The sequence below is a fragment of the Sorangium sp. So ce128 genome (assembly GCF_051525245.1).
In the GTDB taxonomy this organism is placed as follows: Bacteria; Myxococcota_A; Polyangia; order Polyangiales; family Polyangiaceae; genus Sorangium; species Sorangium cellulosum_B.
Genome location: NZ_CP150313.1, coordinates 8164627 through 8181277 on the forward strand (window position 1 = coordinate 8164627; position 16651 = coordinate 8181277).

General features: G+C 68.2%; 14 protein-coding genes and 1 pseudogene. 10 read left to right on the forward strand and 5 right to left on the reverse strand.

What is annotated here, in order from left to right; all coding sequences use genetic code 11:
- The first annotated feature begins 574 nt into the window (after positions 1–574).
- Both WME82_RS30910 and WME82_RS30915 read left to right on the forward strand, forming a co-directional pair.
- Positions 575–1411, forward strand: a complete 837-nt coding sequence (locus tag WME82_RS30910) for a hypothetical protein (RefSeq protein WP_438038249.1) — start codon at positions 575–577, stop codon at positions 1409–1411.
- 46 nt (positions 1412–1457) lie between these two features.
- Positions 1458–2156, forward strand: a complete 699-nt coding sequence (locus WME82_RS30915) for a hypothetical protein (RefSeq protein WP_438038250.1) — start codon at positions 1458–1460, stop codon at positions 2154–2156.
- Between the two features lie 219 nt (positions 2157–2375).
- Here WME82_RS30915 and WME82_RS30920 read toward each other — a convergent pair whose 3' ends face one another.
- Positions 2376–2693, reverse strand: coding sequence for a four helix bundle protein (locus tag WME82_RS30920; RefSeq protein ID WP_438044949.1), 318 nt, complete (start codon positions 2691–2693; stop codon positions 2376–2378).
- A 58-nt stretch (positions 2694–2751) separates the two neighbouring features.
- On the opposite strand from WME82_RS30920, the gene WME82_RS30925 reads away from it, so the two are divergent.
- The 3 genes from WME82_RS30925 (at position 2752) to WME82_RS30935 (ending at position 5151) form a co-directional block, all read left to right on the forward strand.
- Positions 2752–3090, forward strand: a complete 339-nt coding sequence (locus WME82_RS30925; RefSeq protein ID WP_438038251.1) for a hypothetical protein — start codon at positions 2752–2754, stop codon at positions 3088–3090.
- 102 nt (positions 3091–3192) lie between these two features.
- Positions 3193–3945: a DNA/RNA non-specific endonuclease gene (locus WME82_RS30930; RefSeq protein ID WP_438038252.1), complete on the forward strand. Its 753-nt coding sequence runs from the start codon at positions 3193–3195 to the stop codon at positions 3943–3945.
- 246 nt (positions 3946–4191) lie between these two features.
- Positions 4192–5151: a hypothetical protein gene (locus WME82_RS30935; RefSeq protein ID WP_438038253.1), complete on the forward strand. Its 960-nt coding sequence runs from the start codon at positions 4192–4194 to the stop codon at positions 5149–5151.
- A gap of 330 nt (positions 5152–5481) precedes the next feature.
- On the opposite strand, the gene WME82_RS30940 is transcribed toward WME82_RS30935, so the two are convergent.
- Entirely contained in the window at positions 5482–6612 is a 1131-nt protein-coding gene (locus tag WME82_RS30940; RefSeq protein ID WP_438038254.1) for an IS1 family transposase, read from the reverse strand.
- 287 nt (positions 6613–6899) lie between these two features.
- Positions 6900–7697, reverse strand: coding sequence for a hypothetical protein (locus tag WME82_RS30945; RefSeq protein ID WP_438038255.1), 798 nt, complete (start codon positions 7695–7697; stop codon positions 6900–6902).
- Between the two features lie 63 nt (positions 7698–7760).
- On the opposite strand from WME82_RS30945, the pseudogene WME82_RS30950 reads away from it, so the two are divergent.
- The 3 genes and pseudogenes from WME82_RS30950 to WME82_RS30960 form a co-directional block, all read left to right on the forward strand.
- Positions 7761–8003 (forward strand): annotated as a pseudogene (locus tag WME82_RS30950) (IS1 family transposase); the annotation flags it as partial.
- A gap of 273 nt (positions 8004–8276) precedes the next feature.
- Positions 8277–8795 (forward strand): hypothetical protein, encoded by a 519-nt coding sequence (locus tag WME82_RS30955; protein ID WP_438038256.1) that lies wholly within the window; start codon positions 8277–8279, stop codon positions 8793–8795.
- A complete protein-coding gene (locus tag WME82_RS30960) occupies positions 8792–9916 on the forward strand; it encodes a hypothetical protein (RefSeq protein ID WP_438038257.1) in 1125 nt (374 codons plus the stop codon). Before WME82_RS30955 ends, WME82_RS30960 begins: the two co-directional genes overlap by 4 nt.
- 98 nt (positions 9917–10014) lie before the next feature.
- On the opposite strand, the gene WME82_RS30965 is transcribed toward WME82_RS30960, so the two are convergent.
- The gene (locus WME82_RS30965; RefSeq protein WP_438038258.1) at positions 10015–10503 is read right to left on the reverse strand and encodes an RNA polymerase sigma factor; all 489 of its coding nucleotides are present in this window, start codon (positions 10501–10503) and stop codon (positions 10015–10017) included.
- A 935-nt stretch (positions 10504–11438) separates the two neighbouring features.
- Positions 11439–13076: a glucose-6-phosphate isomerase gene (locus WME82_RS30970; protein WP_437740098.1), complete on the reverse strand. Its 1638-nt coding sequence runs from the start codon at positions 13074–13076 to the stop codon at positions 11439–11441.
- Positions 13077–13219: 143 nt separating this feature from the next.
- Between WME82_RS30970 and WME82_RS30975 the strand changes: the two genes are divergently transcribed.
- Positions 13220–16159, forward strand: coding sequence for a 2-oxoglutarate dehydrogenase E1 component (locus WME82_RS30975; protein WP_437740099.1), 2940 nt, complete (start codon positions 13220–13222; stop codon positions 16157–16159).
- Positions 16156–16626 (forward strand): PaaI family thioesterase, encoded by a 471-nt coding sequence (locus WME82_RS30980; protein ID WP_012238299.1) that lies wholly within the window; start codon positions 16156–16158, stop codon positions 16624–16626. Before WME82_RS30975 ends, WME82_RS30980 begins: the two co-directional genes overlap by 4 nt.
- Positions 16627–16651: the final 25 nt, after the last annotated feature.

Here is a 16651-nt window from a genome sequence, read left to right on the forward strand (position 1 = left end):
GCGTAGCGCCCGACGGGGCTGTGGCGAGCTGAGCCAGAGCAGGTGAGAGACATACAGTCTTTACCTGTCAGGGTTATCCCAGGCGTCCACTTGCCATGACCCTTACGCATCGTGGTTGTCCCAGGGGTCCACTCGCTACAGTCCTTACCTGTCAGGGTTGTCCCAGGTGCACGGCTCGACCGCGCGTCGCCGGCGGCTCATGGCTCGTGGCGGCGGGGCGACGGCGCCGCGCGGGCGTGCAGACCACGCTCGACGATGGCGGGTATCGCGCTGGCGAGGGGCGCGAGGGCACCGTCGGCGCCCGGAGAGCGGCAGCCCAGCATGCGCCGAGGGGCGGGGCCTCGCGGGCTTCGCGACGACGAGCGCCTCCTCGGGCGTGCAGCGCATGGCCGAGGGGTGGCCCATCGTCGGCCGGAGCGGGCGACCGGCTCGCCAGCGTCGGGGCTCCCAGCGCGGCGCCCGCCCGCACTGTGCGGGCGGATTGAGTTCGTGAACAGTCTGCGTATCCTGGCCTCGCTGCACCGAAGCCACCCGCAGTCCTTGGAGTCGTCGCGCGAGCGCGACGGGAGCCAGCATGCCGATCGGGCAAACGAAAGGGAGTATCGTACCGCTGCGCCGCGACGCAGCGCCGCGCGTTCGCGGCGTGCAGGCCGCCGCGGTGCTCGCGGCGCTGCTCGGGCTCGCCGCGCCGGCGGCCGCGCAGGCGCAGGCCGCGCCGCCGAAACCGGCGCGCGGCGACGCGGCGAGGCCCGCCGCGCCAGGCGCTGCGCCCGCGGCAGCGGGGGCCCCTGTCGCTCCGGCGCCCGCCCCTGTCGCTCCGGCGCCCGCCCCCATCGCTCCGGCGGCCGCCCCGATCGCTCCAGCGCCCGCCCCTGTCGCTCCGGCGCCCGCCCCCATCGCTCCGGCGGGCGGCGCGCTGGTGCCCATCCCGCAGGGTTACTACCTGCCGGTGCCGCCGCTCCCGCCGTGGGCCAACCCACGGACCATCGAGTACGAAGAGGGGGACCCGATCCCGCGCGGCTACGCGCTCCGGACCAGGGCGGACCGCAAGCTCGCCACGGCGGGGCTGCTGACGTTCGGCATCCCGTACGCGCTCACGTTCACGGTCGCAGGCATCGCGTCGTTCGACGACGACGATTTCGACGAGTTCGGGCCGCTGCTCATCCCGTTCGCCGGCCCGATGATCGCGATAGGGACCCTGGAAGCGGAGGGCGCGGGCATCTTCTGGCTTACGATGGACGCCGTGACCCAGGTGGGCGGGCTCATCCTGTACGCCGCCGGTCTCGCGAACGAGGACGTCTACCTCGAGCGCCAGTTCACGGTGAGCTCACGCGACCCTGGGCACGCTGCGCCCCGCTGGCCTGAGGGCTCGATCGGCGGGTCCTCCGCGAGCCTCCGATGGAGATTCTGAGCTGGTGCCCCTGCGCCGACAGCCCTCACCCCGAAGGGAGACGCACGTGACCGCGATCCGCACCGCCCTCTCGATGGCCGCGCTGTTTGGCCCGCTCGCGCTCGCAGCGCCGGCCACGGCGGAGAGCGACGCCCCCCCGTCCGCGCAGAGCGCGGCGCCGTCTGGCTACGCGCCGTCCCCTGCCGGCGCGCCGCCCGGCTATGCGCCGCCCGGCTACGCGCTGCCGCCTGGATACGCGCCGCCGCCTGACCACGTGCCGCCCGGCTACGCGCCGTATGCGCCGTCCGTCATCCTCGGCATGCCGCGAACGTTGACCTTCACGGAAGGCGGGATCCGGCCGGCGGGCTATCGCGTCGAGACGCAGATGAACCGCCGGCTGGTGATCGCGGGGTCGATCGTCCTCGCCAGCGCGTGGGCGCTCTCGGCGTTGACGGCGGGGAGCATCCTCAGCGAGGGAGGCAGCGACGCCGTCAGCTACTCGCCGATGCTCGTGCCCGTGGGCGGCCCGTTCATCACGCTCGGCACGGGCGAGGACGTCGACGTCGACCGCGACGACGGCCGGCTCGCCGCCACCCTCCTCCTCTTCGACGGGGCCACGCAGGTGACCGGCTTCGTGCTGCTCGTCGCGGGCCTCGTCGGCAACCAGCGGGTCTGGGTGCGCGACGACATCCCGCGCAAGGTGTCGATCCAGGCCCCCGAGTTCACCGTCGGCCCGACGGGCGCGACCCTGCGCGTGAGCTTCTGAGGATCGCGCTCGCGTGAGCTAGCGAAACGGGCGCTCTGCTGTTCCCCAGCCGCGTTCGTCGCGACCGATTGCCCCCCTGCCCCACCATTGGCCCCCAACGTGGGCGTGGTCGTGAACGTGGTCGTGGTCGTGGTCGTGGTCGTGGTCGTGGACGTGGTCGTGGTCGTGGTCGTCAACGGCTCGTTCGTGAACGTAAACGTCCCCCAGAAGTCGCCTCTCTCATTTCCCAAGATTCACCTCGCTCAGCGCCATCTTCGTGAGCATCGAGACCGTCCTCTCCAGCAGCTCGCGAGGTTCCACGAGCTCCTGGGCGGTGACGAGACCCAGGGCTTCGAACGCATCGATGATCGCAGCGCACTCCAGCGCCGAGCCTCTCGCAATCGCATAGAACCGGCGCGCATCTCGCTCCGGCTTGCCGCTGCCCTCCGCAATGTTGAGTGGAACGGAAAGCGCCGCTCGACGCAGCTGGTCAGCCAGCTCCCCGTGTCCGCGAGGGGCTCGAGCTGCCAGCGGGCCGCTGAGAGCGAGGAACGAGATGGCGCAACGATAGACTCAAGTCGTTGGAATCCGAACATAGCAGGGATTTCGACGCGACGTGGAACTCGGTTGCGCCGAATCGAACGGAGGCGGCGGCAATCGTCGGCCGAGGTTTCGGCGGAACGTTCACGTCTACGATCGTGTCGTCGACGACCACGACCACGACCACGACCACGACCACGACCACGACCACGACTACGACTACGACCACGACCACGACCACGACCACGACCACGACCACGACCACGACCACGACTACGACTACGACGGTGACCGATGGTGGGGGCGGGTTTCGTGTTCTGAGCTCTCGACGAACCCGAACACGACCGACGCTCAACATTCCCGAAACGCGAACTCAATCAAATCGTATCAACATAAAACCCTGTCCTTCTCTTAACGTGGCCTGCTCCCGCGATGCCGAGCACGCAGCGACCTGGCTGTCACCAGGCCGAGCGACAGCCGCTCTGGCAGCTGCGCGGGCCTGGAATGGAGTAGGACCATGAAGGCGATGTCTGCGTTGCTTTGTGCGAGCTTCCTTGCTCTGGTCGGGTGCGCGGCCGAGCCGATCGGCGACGGAGAGCCGCTGGATGCTCTTGAGCGAGATTTCGGCGGACCCGACGGCGTGATGGACCTCTTCGAGAGCGGCAGCGAGGAAGAGATCCGCGCCACGCTCGACGAGTACGGGATCGGCTATGCGGTTCAGGAGCTCATCAGCGACTGCCCGCAGTACTTCCCTTCGGGCGACCGCAACGTGTGGCATTCCTTCGATGGGGAGTTCTATTACCTCGACGGCTCTGGCCGGCCCTACAGGGCATACGCCTATCTTCCGCCGATCGTCGCCGCTCCTCGCAAGGACACCTGTCAAACGAATGTGGGACGCTGGGGAGACGCCGAGAATCCGTCCAACGACTACGATGGCGGTCACATGATCGGCTCGCAGCTCGGCGGATGGGGAGGACGGGCTAACCTCGTGCCCCAGGACGCGAACTTCAACCGCGGGAACTGGGTAGCGCTGGAGAACAAGATGGCCACCTGCAGCTCGCTGCCCAGCGGACGGCTGCGCTACTACATCGGCGCGAACTACCCGAACAGCAGCGCGCTCATCCCGAACAATATGACCATGGAGATCACCAACCGCTCCACCGGGAGCAGCGTCTCCATGTCGTTCGCGAACACGGACGGAGGCGGATCGAACGGGACCTCGGAGAAGAACCGCGGGGTGTCGTGGCTCAGCAGCCAGGGCTGTAACTAGACCGTGCGTCGGCCGCGCTGCGGTGGGGTCGACCGTGCACGGGCATGCACGGGCGCCCGCGTCGCGCACATCGCCACCAAGCCTGCGCGGCGGTCCGAGCGGCCTTCGGAAGCGCGTCGCACGTCAAGGCCGACCGGGGCCCATTGCTCAACACTGAGCACTACCCTCTTTCGCGTCGTCGGTCGCGAGCCCCAACGGGCGGCGCTCGGCCCGTGGTAGCATCACGACATGCGCGTGCGGCTCATCATGGACACCGAGGGCGGCGGTCGCCCCATATCGATGCTCGTGGAACTCGAGGAGCCGCCGGCCGTGGGCTCGATCCTCAAGGAGGAGCGCGAGGAGCGCGAGTGGCGCGTGCTGAGCCTGGACTTCGACCCAGAGGCCGATGCCAACGAGGCGCTCGCCGAATGCCGTGCAAGGGCCGATGCCGAGGAGAAGCTCGCCGAGCGAGAAGCCGAGGTGGATCGGCTACTCGCCGTGCTCTCCGCCGACCGTGCCGCCGCGCGTGCGCTGGTGGAAGCGCTGCCGAGATGCGGCACGGATCACGCCGAGGAGTACGAGGCAGCGGCGACCACCGAGATGCGGTGGAACGAGATGGGCTCGCGCGTCGAGCTCTCCGACGGGGGCCGCTGCAAGGAATCGACGGACCTGCCGTACGCCGCCGCGCTTCGCGTGCTGCTCGAACGGATGAAGACGTGGGGCGATGCGGTGGGAGCGCCGGGTGAGCCCATGCCGAGGGAGCCCGCCGGCACCCCGGACCCGCGGTGGGCGGCGGCGCTGGCGCAGCACGCCCGCGAGCTCTTCGAGGACATGGATAACGAGGCTGCGAAGCCGATCCTGGCCGCGCTCACCGTCGGCGTAGCGACCAAGCGAGAGGCGACGCTGGTCCTCACCGCACGCGGGTACAAGCCCGGCCGCGTGAGGCGTGTGCTGTCCGCCGAGGTGGCGGAGGAGCCGCCACCCACGCCCGAGGACGTGATTGCCCATATGCGCGACGTGGCGACCGTCGTGGCAGCAGGAGGCGCCCCAGTACCGGAGTTCGACTGGGACGAGTTCATGGAGCGGAGCGAGCGGCTCGGAAGGTCTGCGCTCGTGATCGAGGAGCCGATACTGGCCCCGATGGAACATGAGCAGCACGAGCAGAAGGTTGATGATGGCAGTCCGGACGACGCCAACCGCTCTGACGTTGACGAGACGGACCGTTAGGAAGACATCTACCGGCGCAAGGACGGCAAGGACGGCAACGACCTCACGCAGGTCATCCAAGAGGCGCACATCGCCTACATCGAGCCCATGAGGCTGGACGGGTGGGACGTGGAGGAGGAGGCCACGCTCCGCGCGTGGCTCATGCACCGGATCGACCGTCAAGGCGACCCGGGGCCCATTGCTCAAAATTGAGCACTACCGCTCCGCGAGGCACCCGCCCATGTCGCGACATGCCCGTCGCCTGCTCCGCGAGGCACCCGCCCATGTCGCGACATGCCCGTCGCCTGCTCCGCGAGGTAGTGGCCAAGTTTGGCCAGGCCCTTGATCTGGCTAAGTTTGCTCCTCCCCTGGCGGATCCCCGAAGAGCGACATCTGCACCGGCTTCCGGGGCTTCGGGCGCCACGAGAGCAGGTCGAGCTGACCGCTCGGATCGACGGGGGCGGGCACGCTCGGGCTCGCGGCGACAGGCACCGGGGCGGGTGGAGGTGGCGCAGGGGCGACGGGTGGGGTCGGCGCGGCGCCGCCCTGAACCACGCGCAAGAACCCGCGTCCGCCGGGCAGCTCGCGCGCGGTGCCCTCTGGCTTCCGTGGAGCGAGCGGCTTCGCGCTCGGGGCCGGCGTCTCGGGCACGGAGAGCAGCGCGTCGAGCAGCTCCGGGAGCTCCCAGATGTGGTTGGTGACGCCGGCTGCCATCGCGGGGGTGACGCGGGTCGTCTTCACGATCAGGCACAGGTTGTAGTGCGTCAGCCCGAGCGAGACGGCCGCGCGGTGGTGCTCCGGGTCTTTGCTGAAGGCCAACACCAAGCGCCTCATGCGCCCGATGTGGTGCCGCAGGGTGGCGTTGTTCCGCTCGACGTGCGCGGTGGTCGCGGCGTCGATGTTCGGAGCGCCGAACACCACGCGCCGGGTCAGCCACGGGTTGCGCGGCGGTTCGTACCGGTGATCGTCGTCCCGCTGGCCACCCCGCGAGAACGTCTTGATGACCTGGCCGTAGTCGACCCCAGGACCGAAGCTCGCGCCGATCGCCCCTGGGTAGGCCGCGAAGCCGTCCGAGGTGAGCGACGGCATGACGATGAGCCTCGCGCGCAGGTCCTTGATGAACGCGTCGGCGCTCGTCTCGTCGCGCTTGCCGACGTGCCACGTCACGACGTAGCGGCTCGGCATCGCGAGCGCCGTGAAGGCGTACGCCTCACCGAGGCCGGCCGCGTGCTCCGCTGGCGTCACGCGCGACTGCTTCTTTTGTACGAAGGACCAGACTTCATCGCTCTCGATGAGCGAGAGCGATAGATCGCGCGCCATGGTGTTGTGGAGGCTCTGCGCGGCGACGCCCACCCGGAGCGCGAAGCGGTTGATCGTCGGCCGACTGACGCCGGTCATGCGCTCGACGGCGCGCTCGCTGTTGCCGTCCACCAAGGCAGCGAGCACGGCAAGCCGCCGCTCGCGTGGGAGCTCGTTCGCCACGGGACCCTTGCCTCTCCCCGTAGGTGGCCGCATGCTCGCGGTGCGATGCGCGTTCGGCGGGCCACCGCCGGATGTTTCGCAGCCCCGTCCAGGTGCCAGCCTAGACGGGGCGCTTTCGTCTAAGGTCCTCGGATTATAGCGATTTTGCCTATGAAAACCGCTCGGAAGCGCGCGAAATAGGGACCAGATGGACAGGGAATGTCATAGCCGCACGGGCGCGTTGCGCAGAGGCCAAATGGCGTGTTGACCGCCATCGGCGGGCGCACGTGGCCGGCGGTGGCCGCATCTTAGCCGGCCACGTCGGCGTCTGGTTCGCGCTCTATCTTCCATGTGCATGCGGCGAAGGAGTGCGGGAGCTCTGCTCCGCCACCAGGGTCGAAGACCCGGTGCCCGCGCCACTGCCACTGTTCCGACTCGGAGCCTAGGACCCACGCTGACACCATACTGTTCACCAACTCGTCGACGGTGCTCACGAACGCAAACACTCTCCCCCAAAACGCGAGCACTTGGTCTATACCGCTGGTCGCGAGTTGCGTACTCAGCTTAGCCCACTCTTTGCGCACTTCCTGCCGCCCCATAAACGACACAGCATGAGCCTTGCCGGATCCTATGGCTGCCCATTCGAGGTGCTCTTTATTGCTCCGGTAGCACCTTCGCGAGAAACTACCAGGGCCAGAGCTAATCCGGGTCGCCACAAACCTATGGCCCGCGCGGTACGCGTGGAGGGCCGAGTAGGTGGTATACGACCCCGGTGGCAAAGCATGATAACTGCGGAATTCAGATTTTAGCTCCAAGTGCTCCGCTATACGCTCATCTATTTCAATTCCAGCCAGGTCATCCTGAAGCCCAAGAAAAGGCGCTTGGGCGTCGCGTGAGCCGGAGGACCCCACGGCGTCCGTTAGAGCCGTGTTGAACATCACCTTTGGCAAGCCTGGATGGCCGTCTACGACCATGCGGTAACCTTGGTCGATGACATGTGTTGCGCCGTCTCCGAGATTTGCAGATCCTGGACCACTAATCACCACGTGGGTGTCTGCCATCGCGAGTGCGTATTCAGGTGAAAGCACTGCTACAATCAGCGTCATAGATGAGCATTCTACTCGCTCCAGCGCCCGTCGGCATCTGCCTCGGCGCACCTGGCCGCGAGTTCGGCGCTCTCCGAGGCGCCCACGGAGCCCCCGAAGCCCAAGGCGCTCAAGCTCCCGGAGCCGCCCGCTGGGACACCCACGGCGCCAGCGCGGGCGCTACCGAACGGGCGCGGGTTCCTCCGGCTGGTCGGGAGCGCGCCGACTGCGCCCGTGGCGCCTACGCCTCCCGAGGGGCCCAAGCCGGAGCCGCCGCCGCCAGTGCCACGCAGGATGGTGCAGTTGGATCTGTTCGGAGATCCATAATAATTCCGCTTGTTTGTGGATCGTCTGCGGTCATACTAGCGGATGTCGCACGAGGCAGAGCTTCATCGCTGCGGATGGCGCGGAAGAGGGGGCGCTAGGGCAGCGGGTGTCACAGCCGATAGCCCGACGCGGCGCGTCGAGTACGCCCGCATGACAAGGCGGCGGGCAGCGCTGGGTTGTTGGCCACGGCACAGCCATGGCGTAGCATCGCCAGCGGGCGCCATGGCCGACGGTATACCGCGCGAACGAGACCTGCCGCGACAGCTCATCCTCATGGATCTCGCCAAGGGGATGTTTGGGCTCACTCCTGCAACAGGTGAACGCCTGGCCGAGTGTGGCGCAGTATGCCTGAGTGAGGAGGGGCATGAGACGGGCGTCACCTTGCGCCTTGCCGGTCCTTTCGAGTGCGCATTCACGGTTCACTGGCAATTCGTCACAGACCAGATGCGTCGCACTTACGACGATCCAGATGAAGCTACCGAGGAGGGGGCGTGCTGCATCGCAATCCTGATCATGCGACAGGTGCTATGCGATCACGAGGTCGTTCGTCGTTCTCGCAAACCGACAGGCTTTGACTACTGGCTGGGAACCGAAGACCCCAAACAGCCGTTACTGTTCAACGACATGGCGCGGCTGGAAGTGTCTGGCATAAGAACTGGCACGCCTACGCTTGTCCGTGCGCGCACGAAACAGAAGCTGAAGCAGACAGAGCAGTCAGACAACACGAAGCTCCCAGCGTACGTCGTCATAGTTGAGTTTGGTCTCCCCGTTGCCAATCTGGCCAAGAGATGACGACGGTACGAGAGCTCCACGACAAAGCGATGGATTTGGCCGATGAGGCCATATCAGCTCAGCGTCGCGGCGACAGGCAGCGCGCTTTGCGCCTGAACCGAGACGCATTGCAGCACGAGCGAGAGGCCGCCATTATGGTGGCCGACATTCCAAACTCTGAGCCTACCCGCTCGGTGCTGCTTCGTAGCGCAGCCACTTTGGCCCTTGAGTGCGGCGAGATTAGAGAGGCGGAGCGGCTGGTGGCCATAGCCCTCGCTGGCGACCCGCCACATGAGATCGCAGAAGAGCTTAGGGACGTGCTGGAGCAAGTGTACTTCTCCCGCCACATGGAAGTCCGCGGCGTAGAACTGTCGCAGGATGAGGTGCAACTGGCTCTTGCGGGAGGCTCGATATCTCTCGGCTTTGGCCGAGCTGAATATGTACTCCCGCGCATTGACATGTTCGAGAAGGCGTTCTACCGGACGGCAGAGAGGAAGTGCGGCGCCGAATACTCAGAGCATGGCAGTAGACAGGTTAGAGACAACTTTGAGGTAGAGATAAGTGTCCCGCGCGCTGCCAGCTTCGCAGTATCGTTTAGGGTTGCGCAGCGTCAGGCGACATTGTTCGACAATGCCCCGCCGGCGCAGATCCTGGAAGAACTGTTAATGTGCCTCTCGATCTATAACAGCGAGGACGAGGAGAGGCTCAAGCGCATCATCGGCAACGACAGCTACTACAAGAATTTCGTGGGTCTAGCCAGGCGGATGAAGCCAGATGGGCGAGAAGTGAAGCTTGTGGGCTTCACTGCGTTGTTGTCCACTGGGTACGAGCAAGAGGCGTCTCTGACGCGGGCAAACAATCGAATCTCGCTTTCGCAACGCTCTGCGTCTGATGACGTTGCGCTGATGAAGCCTGGCGCTACTCGCACAGAGCCGATTTCCGTAACCGGGCGACTAAAGCTTGCGAGTATCACTGGTAGAGATCGAATCCAAATAGTGGATGAGCACAAGAAGAAGCACACAATCATCGTACCAAAAGGCATGATGACTGACATTGTTAGACCAATGTGGGACACGATGGTGACCGTGGTCGGTGAGAAGAGAGGTAAGCTGATATATCTTGAGGATATACGTAGTGCGTAGGCGGGTTGCGCGAGGCGCGCACCCAGTCGCAGTCTACTCGCCGCGCACGTACAGCCGGTCCAACGCGCCGATCGCCCACTGGGCCGCCTCGCGGTGGCCTACCGCCGCCACCTCCTGAGCCTCAAGTTCAGCGCTTCCCTGGCGATCCTGAGCCTGGACGCTGCCGTGCTCGGGTTCATGCGGCGGCGCTTGGCGTACGCGACGAGCGACTCCGGACTGTCGACGGAGAGCAGCGCCTCGACCTGCCAGTCCGGTAGCTCGGCCATGGCGTCCAGGACCTCGCGCGCGGCGACCTGCGCCTCCAGGTCGGGCCCGACGAGATCGCGGAGCAGGCCAAGCGGCTGCTCGGTCAGCACGGCGCGCCGTTCCCACGCGCTGTTGACGTGGTGCATGGAGAGGTGCCTCGCGACCGCGTAGAGGTAGCCGCGCAGGGCCTTCCGGGGGTCGTCCGACGGGGCTGGTCTGTAGAGCCCTCGCTTGATCGAGCGCCACGCGCCCATGACGACGTTCTGGAAGACATCGGCTCGATCGCGCGCGGGGACGCCGCTGGCGACGATGACCGCCATGATGGTCGAGCGCTCGGCCATGATCGCCTCGATGCTCGGTCGCTTCCGGGGATGTCGCGCGGTCGGCTGGCTCTTCGCCCCCTTCCGCCGGGGCTTCATGGGGCACCCCGGCGCGCGCCGCATGCCGGGCACCTGTCCACGGAGACTGGTCCGCCGAGCAACTGCTCGACCGGGATGCCGGCCGCCTTGGCGGCGCGCTGCGCGGTCGCTGGAGAGCCAGCGTCGCGCCCGCCAGCGATGCCCTGGAGGGTCACGGGCGACATGCCCATGACCGAGGCGACGCAGGACCAGCTGCCATAGGCGGACCTGAGGTTTTTCAGTGCCGCTCTGAGACGCTTACGCTGGGTAGGTGTGAGTGAGAGACAGGGAGCGGTTCGGCGACGGCGCGCGGGCGCACCTTCGCCTTCTTGCTCGCCCGAAGGCGAACGGACTACGGTCAGCATCGTCGGGACCTCGCGCTACGTGTGAGGTGTCGGCCACGCTGCCCGGGGTGGTGAGACACCCGCGGGCAGCACCTATTTCGGGGCCGAAGCTTAGCGACGACGTCCGTGCATCTGGCCAAACTTGGCCAGAATCACCCAACCTTAGCCACTACCCTCCGCGAGGCACCCGCCCATGTCGCGACATGCCCGTCGCCTGCTCCGCGAGGCACCCGCCCATGTCGCACCGTGCCCGCCGCCTGCTCCGCGAGGCACCCGCCCATATCGCGACATGCCCGTCGCCTGCTCCGCGAGGCACCCGCCCATGTCGCACCGTGCCCGCCGCCTGCTCCGCGAGGCACCCACCCATGTCGCAACCCCCCGCCGCCCTTCCCGCGCAGCCCATCGACGGCGCTCGCCGGCTCACGCCCCCTCCCTGCCGACCAACCGGCCCTCCACGGCGTCGCCGAGCAGCACCGCGCGGCGCGCGCGCCGCCGGGCCAGGCCGGCGTCGCTCCGCGCCGCGCGGGAGCCCCCTCAGCGCGCCAGACGGTACGTCGCGTCGAACGGCGAGCCGCCCTGCGGAACCTCCCGCGCGACGCCGCGCTCCGGGTTCGCCGCCAGGTGGCGCAGGATCCAGAAGACCGTCTCGACGTCGTCCGCGCCCGCCGCCTTCGCGACCTCGGCGAGCGACAGCGCGCGGCCCGCGCTCGCGCCGAGCGCCGCGAGCACCTTGGCCTGCAGATCGAGCACCTCCTGCGCGGCCTTCTTGCCGGCCTCGACGCCGGGCTGGTGGTACGCGTTGATGCCCACGAGCGACGCGTACAGGCCCACCGCGCGCTCGTAGAGCGCGATCAGCATGCCGACGGCGCGCGCGTCGACCGTGTCGATCGTGAGCGTGATCGACTCGCGCCCGCTCTCGGTCAGCGCCTTGCGCGTCCCCTGGAGGAAGCCGTCGAGGTAGTCGCCGGTCGTGACGCCGGGGTCGACCTCGAGCACGCCGCGCGACGGCGCGCGATCCCGCAGCACCTCGATGAACGTGACGAAGAAGTTGTCGAGCCCGTCACGGAGCTGCTGCACGTACGCGTGCTGATCCGTCGAGCCCTTGTTGCCGTACACGGCGATGCCCTGGAAGACCTCCTTGCCCTGCCGATCGAGCCGCTTGCCGAGCGACTCCATCACGAGCTGCTGGAGGTAGCGCGAGAAGAGCTCGAGCCTGTCCTTGTACGGCAAGAGCACCATGTCCTTCCGGCCCGCGCCGCCCGTCGCCGAGTACCAGGCGAGCGCGAGCAGCGCCGCGGGGTTCCGGGGAACCTCCTTCGACCGCGTGACCTCGTCCGTCTCGCGCGCACCCTGCAGCATCTCGACGATCGACAGCCCCTGGAGCGCCGCGGGCAGCAGGCCGACCGCCGACAGCTCGCTCGTGCGACCGCCGACCCAGTCCCACATCGGGAAGCGGGCCAGGAAGCCGTGCTTCGTCGCATACCGGTCGAGCTCGCTGCCCTCCCCCGTCACCGCGACCGCGTGCGCGCCGAGCGAGAGGCCGAGCCGACGGTACGCCGCCTCGAGCTCGAGCATCCCGTTGCGCGTCTCCTTCGTCCCGCCCGACTTCGAGATGATCACCGCGAGCGTCGCGCCGAGATCGTCCCCGATGGCGTCCAGCGTGCGATCGATCCCGTCAGGATCCGTGTTGTCGAAGAAATGGATCTGCATCCGATCGGCCGGCGTCCCCAGCGCCGAGGCGACGAACTGAGGCCCGAGCGCCGAGCCGCCGATCCCGACGACGAGCACCCTGCTGAAGCGGGCCGCCCGCTCCGGCCGGACCCGCGCCGCGTGCACGTCCGCGGCGAAGCTCAGGATCCGCGCGTTCGTCTCCTCGATCGCCGCGCGCAGCGCCGCCTCGGGCGCGAGCTCCGGCGCGCGCAGCCAGTAGTGACCGACCCGGCGGCCCTCGTCGGGATTCGCGATGCTCCCGCCCTCGAGCGCCGCCATCTCCGCGAGCGCCGCCTGAATTCGCGGTTCCATCGTGGTAAAAAAGTCGCTCCCGAAGCGGATCCGGCTCACGTCCAGCCAGAGGCCGAGGCTGGGCTCGTGGAAGAGGTGGTCCCGGAAGCGATCGAAGGGGAGGACGGCGGGCGCCGGTCCTCGACCCGGGGTTCTGCGGTCTTGATCCATGGCCCCCTTCTACCGCTTCTCCCTACCGTTTCTCCAGGCGGTCGAACCCCTTGCCCGGACGATGTTCCGCCCCACGAGGCGAAGTCATCGGAAAACGACTCTAGCGTGCCGGCCCGACACGCGTTATTTGCACGCCGACCACGATGCAGCTTGATTTCGGAATCAATGCAGGGCTCGTCGAGGAGCTCTATGCCCAGTACCTCGAGAACCCGGAGTCGGTAGACCCCGGCTGGCGCTCGTTCTTCGAGGGAAAGAACGGCGGAGCGACGCCGAGCAGGCTGCCCGCTCCGGCGGCGACGCCCACCATCCCGCACCAGGTGCTGCGGCCCGGAAACGGGCACGGCTACGGGAACGGGAATGGCAAGACGAACACGAACGGCGAGGCCGCGAAGACGCTGGAGGCCGCGTTCGCGCGGACGCTGAGCGAGCACCCGAGCTCGCCCGAGTCCTCGCGCGATCTCAAGGTGCTCGCGGAGGCCGCGATCAAGGCGCGCGTCTACGCCCTCGTGAACGCCTACCGCGTGCGCGGCCACCTCTTCGCGCACGTCGACCCGCTCGGCCTGCCGCCCGCCACGCCGCCCGAGCTCGACCTCACGAACTTCGGGCTCCGGGTCGAGGACCTCGAGCTGCCCTTCCCGACGACCGACCTCGCCGGCGTGCCGCCCGTCCTCACGCTGCGCGAGATCATCCGCCGGCTCGAGGAGACGTACTGCCGCTCGATCGGCGTGGAGTTCACGTTCATCGAGGAGCCCGAGGCGCGCCAGTGGCTCCAGCAGCAGATGGAGTCGACGCGCAACCGGCTCACGCTCGACCGCCAGAAGCAGCTCCGGATCCTCACGAAGCTCTCCGACGCCGAGATCTTCGAGCAGTTCATCCACAAGTCCTACGAGGCGGGGACGAAGCGCTTCTCGCTCGAGGGCGCCGAGAGCCTCATCCCGCTGCTCGACCTCATCATCGAGCGCGCGGGGGCGCACGAGGTCGACGAGATCGTGGTCGGCATGGCGCACCGCGGCCGGCTGAACGTCCTCGCGAACATCATGGACAAGAGCCTGCGCGAGATCTTCGCGGCCTTCGAGGACAAGAACGCGGAGCGCCACCTCGGCAGCGGCGACGTCAAGTACCACCTCGGCTACTCGACCGATCGCACGCTCGAGAACGGGCGCAACGTCCACCTCACGCTCACGTTCAACCCGAGCCACCTCGAGTTCGTGAACCCCGTCGTGCAGGGGCGCGTCCGCGCGAAGCAGGACCGCCGGCTCGCCGACGGCGCCGCCGACGCGCGCCGCCGCGTGATGCCGCTGCTCATCCACGGCGACGCGGCGTTCATCGGGCAGGGCGTCGTCGCCGAGACGCTCAACATGATGAACCTGAAGGGCTACACGACGGCCGGCACGGTCCACGTCATCGTGAACAACCAGGTCGGGTTCACGACCGATCCGATGGAAGGGCGCTCGACCCGCTACGCGTCCGACATCACGCGGATGCTCAAGGTCCCGGTGTTCCACGTGAACGGCGAGGACCCGGAGGCGGTCGCGCACGTCGCGCAGCTCGCGATCGACTACCGCACGCGCTTCGGCTCCGACGTGATCATCGACATGTACTGCTACCGGCGGTACGGCCACAACGAGGGCGACGAGCCGCGCTACACGCAGCCGCGGATGTACGCCGCGATCGACAAGAAGCCGACGGTCCGGCAGGTGTACGTCCGGCGCCTCATGGAGCTCGGGCAGGTCACCGAGGAGAAGGCCGACGAGATCGTCGTGCGGCGCCGCGAGGCGCTCGCCGCCGCGCTCGACGAGGTGAAGCAGAAGGGCTTCGCGCCGGTGCTGTACTCGATGGGCGGCGTGTGGTCGCACTACCGCGGCGGCGCCGACCACGCGACGCCGGAGGTGCCGACGAGCGTGCCGGCCGAGAAGCTCATCGCGCTGTCGGAGAAGCTCCTCGAGCTGCCCGAGGGCTTCAAGGCGCACCCGAAGGTGCTGCCGACGCTCCAGCAGCGGCACGACAAGCTCGTCGCCGGCGAGCCGTTCGACTGGGGCACGGGCGAGATGCTCGCCTACGCGTCGCTGCTCGCCGAGAAGACGCCGGTGCGGCTCTCCGGTCAGGACGTGCAGCGCGGCACCTTCAGCCACCGGCACGCGGTGCTTCGCGACGTCGAGACGAGCGCGCGCTACGCGCCCCTGTCGCGCGTGGCCGAGGGGCCGGCGCGCTTCGAGGCGTTCAACAGCCCGCTCAGCGAGGCGGGCGTGCTCGGCTTCGACTTCGGCTACAGCCTCGACTACCCGGACGGGCTCGTCATCTGGGAGGCGCAGTTCGGCGACTTCCTGAACGGCGCGCAGGTCATCGTCGATCAGTTCCTCACGTCGAGCGAGGACAAGTGGCACCGGCTGAGCGGCATCGTGCTCTTCCTGCCGCACGGCTACGAGGGCCAGGGGCCGGAGCACTCGAGCGCGCGCATCGAGCGCTGCCTGCAGAACAGCGCCGAGGACAACATCCAGGTGTGCAACCTGACGACGCCGGCGCAGCTGTTCCACGTGCTGCGGCGGCAGGTGCACAGGCCGTGGCGCAAGCCGCTCATCATCGCGACGCCGAAGAGCCTGCTGCGCGTCCCGGCGACGTCGAAGGGCCCGCACCGGCCCGTGTCGACGATCAAGGATCTCTCCGAGGGCAAGTTCCACCGCGTGCTGCCCGATACGAGCGGGGTCGATCCGGCGGACGTGAAGCGGGTGCTGCTCTGCTCGGGCAAGGTCTACTACGACCTCGCGCTGGCGCGGGAGACGCGCGGGCTCAAGGACGTGGCGATCCTGCGGCTGGAGCAGCTGTTCCCGCTGAACGAGGAGATCGTGAACGCGCTCGCGCCCTACAAGGACGGCACGCCGCTCGTGTGGGTGCAGGAGGAGCCGCGCAACTACGGCGCCTGGTACTACATCCTCGCGGTGCTCCGGCAGCGCATCGGCGACCGGCTGCCGCTCTCGTGCGTGAGCCGCGCGCCGAGCGCGAGCCCGGCGACCGGCTCGCGCGCGAGCCACCTCCTCGAGCAGAAGATGCTGATGGACGAGGCGTTCGTCGGGGGCACCCGGTGAGCGGCGACGCGGCGAGCCTGCAGGACAGGTACTCGCCGCAGGGCCGCTGCTTCGGCTGCGGGCCGGCGAACGACAGGGGGCTCCGGCTGAAGAGCCGCGTCGAGGGCGACGCGGTGGTCTGCGACTTCACGCCGGAGCCGCACCACGAGGCGTTCCCCGGGATGCTCAACGGCGGCATCATCGGGGCGCTGCTCGACTGCCACTCCAACTGGACCGCGGCTTACCACCTGATGAAGGCGCGGGGGGCCGACGCGCCGCCGTGCACGGTGACGGCGGACTTCCACGTGAAGCTGAAGAAGCCGACGCCGCTCGGCGGCCCGGTGCACCTGCGGGCGCAGGTCGCCGAGGCGGAGGGCGACCGCGTCGTGGTCGAGGCGACCCTGGAGGCGGGCGGGCGGGTCACGGCGACGTGCCGCGGGACGTTCGTGGCGGTGAAGGAAGGGCACCCGGCCTTCCACCGCTGGTAGGCGCGGGCTGACGCGCGGCGCGGGC